Consider the following 4,458-nt stretch of genomic DNA (forward strand, 5'->3'; position numbering starts at 1 on the left):
GGCCGTGGCCCCGACCGGACGGGGCGAACAGATAGAACACGGCGGGGGGCGGCCGCCGGGGGGGTCGACCGGCCCGCCGACCTCGGCACCCTGCGCGGCCCCCAGCTGGCCGGCCTGGAGGACCTGCTGCGGGACGCCGGGGCCCATGTGGTGGTGATCGCGGGCCCGGACACCGAACTCGACCGCGACCTCGGCGAGTACGTGCAGCACATGGCCCCGCCCGACGCCCTGGACGCCGTACTCCGCTCCCATCTGTCGCACCGGATGGGCGAGGACGAGGCCGATGCCCTCCTGGCCACGGACGGCATCCCGGACGTCGTCGCCGAGCTGCTGGACCAGGGCGCACCCTGCCGTGTCGCGGCCCGGCTGGCCTGGATCCTCGAACTGGAGCACCGCGAGGGCACCGTCGAGCCGGAACGGGTCCGTGCCCGGATGGACCGCACCGCCGGGGAGGGCCCCGAGGAGTGGTTCGAGGGACTCGGCGACACCGGGCTGCGCACCCAGGCCATCGCCCTCGCCGTTCTCGGCGGACTGCCCCAGGAGTATGTGTCGCTGGCCGCGAGCGCCCTGCTGAACCGGTTCCGCAGCGACCGCGGTGTCCTCGCCGCCAGCGTAGAGAACGGTCCCGTACCACTGCGCCAGGACCCCTTCAGCCAGTCCAGCCGCCAGTTCGCCGAGAAGCTGCGCGCCCGGACCTACTCCACCGTCACCCGGGGCGACTTCGGCTGGCTGCCGTGCACCGTCGCCGAGTACCGCAACGCCGACTATCCGGCACGGATCATCCGGCACGTCTGGTCCGAGTACCGCATCCAGCAGGAACTCATAGCCTGGCTGGGCGAGTTGGTCGACCGGCCCTCGCAGCAGGTGCGCAGCTTCGCCGGCACCGCGCTCGGCCTGATCGCCACCGAGTCCTTCGACCACATCGCCACCCAGGTCTTCCCCGGCTGGGTCCGGGACGAGGACAGCGGCTACCTGCGCCGCGAGGCCATCGCCTACGCCCTGCGCGTGTGCGTCCGCGACCCCGCGCTGCGCACCGGGGTACGGAACCTCGTCGACGGCTGGTACATGAGCGGCACCTGGGAGTTCCAGGCGGCGGCCGCCCGTGCCCATGGTCTGTGCCGCGGCGGGGCCGACCTCCCGGCGGCCCTGCTCGCCCTCACCCGGCTCGGCACCGTCGACCACATCCAGGTGGCCATCGAGATCGGCGACGCGTTCGCCGACCTGATGGAGGAGGACGTCGACACGCACGCTCCCCTGGTGCTGCGCGCCATCGCCGAGATGTCCCACGAGCCCGCCAGCCGGCCCTCCGGCCACCTCGCCTTCCTCATCCTCGCCGACGCGCTGGCCGGCGACGAGCCGGCGGCGGGCGGCGGCGCCCCGCGCAGCCGCCCCACCCTGCTCCGGCTCGCCGCACAGGCACCGCCGGGCGGCGAACTGCGCCGCCTGCTCGGCTATCTGTGGTCCGAGGTGATCAGCGGCGAACTCTTCGCGGACCAGGCCGGGACCGTGCTGGAGGCCTGGGCCGCCCAGGCCGAGGCCGACCCCCAGCTCCTCGACGACCTGGTGCGCACCCTCGTCGACGACGTGGCCGGCCGCAGCTCCCGCGCCGGAATGCTGCTGGAGCGCTACGCCCGGCGCTGGACCGACCGCGACCGCTTCCGTCCCCTGCCCCGCTCCGCGATGGTCCTCGGCGCCGCCCTGCGCGGTGCCCAGTCCGCCCGACCCAATCAGCCAGGAGGTGACCGGTGAGCGAGCCGGTCTCGTTGATCGTCAGCCGGAGCCCGGTGCCCCGCGTGGCCGTGGGGCCCACCAAGGCGACGCAGCCCCACCTGGCGGTCGTGTACTCCACCGCCTCCGGCGAGGTGGAGTGCTTCGAGGGCCGCCCGATGACCCCCTCGCAGCAGGTCTTCTCCAAGTACCGCACCCGGTACGAGGTCGACCTGCGCGCATACCGCCGCAGCGCCCTCCTCGGCAGGAACCCGCTGGTCTCCCGGGACGGCGTGCACGCCTTCGAGGTGAAGGTCGACTTCGCGTTCCGCGTCGACGGCTGGGAGGGCGCCAAGAACCTGGTCCGCTCCGGCACCGACAACCCGCTGCCCCTGGTGCACAACTACCTCACCAGCCTGTTCCACGGCGCCGGGCAGCGCTTCGCCATCGAGGACTCCTTCGGCCTCCAGCACTACCTCCACCAGCGGTGCGGACAGCAGGTGACCCTGGCCGAAGGCCTGGTCGTCTACGGCTGCCAGGTGTCGGTGCAGCCCGACGCGAAGTCCAAGGCCTACCTGGAGTCACTGATCGAGGCCGGCCGGCGGGAGACCCTGGGCCAGGCCGATCACGTGCCCAACATGGGTGACGTGCTGCGCGACGGCCAGATCGCGGCCAAGAAGCAGGAACAGGAGATGGAGGCCGCCGCCCGCCAGGCCGAGGCGCTCAGGCACGTCGCCATGGACAGCGAGGGCCTGATCCGGCAGTACATGAACACGCATCCGGAGGACGCCGCCGGCGCGTTCGAGATGCTGCGCAAGCTGGAGGAGGCCCGCTTCGCCACCGCCGAGCTGCAGAACCAGCGCGCGCTGGCCCTGTTCCAGGCGATGGCGGACAAGAACCTGGTGCAGGCCGGCGATCTGGAGGTGATGCGGCAGCTGCTGACCGACGTGGTCGGCCGCGCCACCGGCGGCGGGGCCCAGCTCCCCTCCGCCACCGCACCCCAGCTCCCCGGCGCCCGGCCCTGGGACACCCCGCCGGCCCAGCTGCCGTCCGCGTCCACCGCCGGGCCCGCCCACTCCCGGACCCAGGCGCAGGCACCCCCGCCCCCGGCCGCGAGCCAGGGGCCAGGGTCCACGGTCGTGGGCGACCCCCTCCCGCCGTACGCCGGACGGCCCGCCGTCCCCGACTACACCGCCCTGATCTACCTGGCGCTCGACGAGTCCCTCGACCGCGACTGCCTGGAGGAGATCAACCGGGGCCTGAACGACCTGCACTCCGCGCTCTCCGGCGCACCGGAGGTCGCCAGGGCCGTACGGCTGTCCGTCCTGGGCATGGCCGCCACCGCCGAACCGCGGCTGCAGCTGGAGACCGTCACGTACGGCACCCGGACCCCCATCCTCACCGGCCGCCCCGGGCTGTCGTACAGCAGCGCCTTCCAGCTGCTGAAGACCGTCGTCGGGCAGGACGTCGCCGTGGTCAAGAGCGAGGGCGCCCAGGTACTGCGGCCCATCGTGTACTTCCTCACCGGCGGCGTGCCCGAGGAGGGCAACGGCTGGCGCGAGACCCATCAGCGGCTCACCGACACCGGCGGCAATCCGGCCGCGCCCAACGTGATCGCACTCGGCCTGGGCCGGGCCGACGCCCTGGCCGTCCGCGCCGTCGCCACCCGGCCCGAGTTCGGCTTCATGGCCCCGCCCAACCAGGATGCCGTGTCGGCCGCGCACAGCTGCGCCGCCTTCCTGCGCGACAGCGTCGTCGGCTACGCCCGGCGCCTCGCCGCCGGCGACCCGCAGTTCTCGGTCAGCCCGCCCGACGGGTTCCGGCGGGCCGAGGACGCCTATTGACCCACGCCACCTCCCACGCAGCCAGTCCCCACCACGCATGAACGGAAAGACGATGATGGAAAGCAACCGGGGGCACTTGCTCCCCATCTACGTCCTCGCCGACGAGTCCGGCTCCATGACCGAGCACATGGACGAGCTCAACGACGGCCTGCGCTCACTGCACCAGGCGCTGCTCGGCGAGCCGATGGCCGCGGCCAAGGTCCGCTTCTCGGTCCTGGGCTTCTCCGACGACGTGGTCGAGCGGGTCCACCTGGTCGACCTGCGCAGCGCCAACGAGTTCCCGCTGCTGCGCACCCGGGGCATGACCAGCTACCTCGCCGCCTTCGAGGACCTGATCCAGCGGATCCCGAACGACGTGAACGCCCTCAAGCGCGAGGGCTACCAGGTGCACCGGCCCGCCGTGTTCTTCCTCAGCGACGGACTGCCCAACCACGGCGAGGACTGGCAGGACGCCCACCGCAGGCTCACCGACCGCTCCGTCACCCTCGGCGCGCCGAACATCATCGCCTGCGGGATCGTGGACGCCGACGCGCAGACCATCAACCAGGTGGCCACCGAAGCGCAGTTCGGCTTCGTCGCCAACAAGGGCGTCGACGTCGGCGGAGCCATCGCGAAGTTCTGCACGGCCCTCACCAAGAGCGTGATCTCCTCGGGCCGTTCGCTGGGTTCGGCGTCCCCGCAGCTCGTGGTCGACAAGCCGGAAGGCTTCACCGTCGCGATCGATGTGATCTGACGTGACATGGTTCCCCAACCGGCACTCCGACGACGACCCGGAGGCGCAGCGGCCCGTGCCGCCGCCTCCGCGCCCGGCGCCCGACCTCTACCCGCAGCGGCCGGCCGAGTCCTACGACCGGCCGGAACAGGCGGGGCCCCCTGCCCACGCCGGGGAGGCGGGGCGGCCCGGGCC

At 72.9% G+C, this 4,458-nt stretch carries 3 protein-coding genes; all 3 read left to right on the forward strand.

Annotated elements, in window-relative coordinates; genetic code table 11:
* Positions 1 to 147 precede the first annotated feature (147 nt).
* Genes ACFW2E_RS42235 through ACFW2E_RS42245 form a run of 3 tightly spaced genes read left to right on the forward strand, consistent with a single transcriptional unit; the run spans position 148 to position 4,284 of the window.
* Complete coding sequence (locus tag ACFW2E_RS42235) at positions 148 to 1,749, forward strand: hypothetical protein (RefSeq protein WP_384476088.1); 1,602 nt, start codon at positions 148 to 150, stop codon at positions 1,747 to 1,749.
* A complete protein-coding gene (locus ACFW2E_RS42240; RefSeq protein WP_384476090.1) occupies positions 1,746 to 3,551 on the forward strand; it encodes a hypothetical protein in 1,806 nt (601 codons plus the stop codon). Before ACFW2E_RS42235 ends, ACFW2E_RS42240 begins: the two co-directional genes overlap by 4 nt.
* Before the next feature lie 52 nt (positions 3,552 to 3,603).
* A complete protein-coding gene (locus tag ACFW2E_RS42245; RefSeq protein WP_384476093.1) occupies positions 3,604 to 4,284 on the forward strand; it encodes a VWA domain-containing protein in 681 nt (226 codons plus the stop codon).
* The last annotated feature ends 174 nt before the right edge of the window (positions 4,285 to 4,458 follow it).

It is taken from the genome of Streptomyces sp. NPDC058964, from assembly GCF_042741275.1.
Taxonomy (GTDB): domain Bacteria; phylum Actinomycetota; class Actinomycetes; order Streptomycetales; family Streptomycetaceae; genus Streptomyces.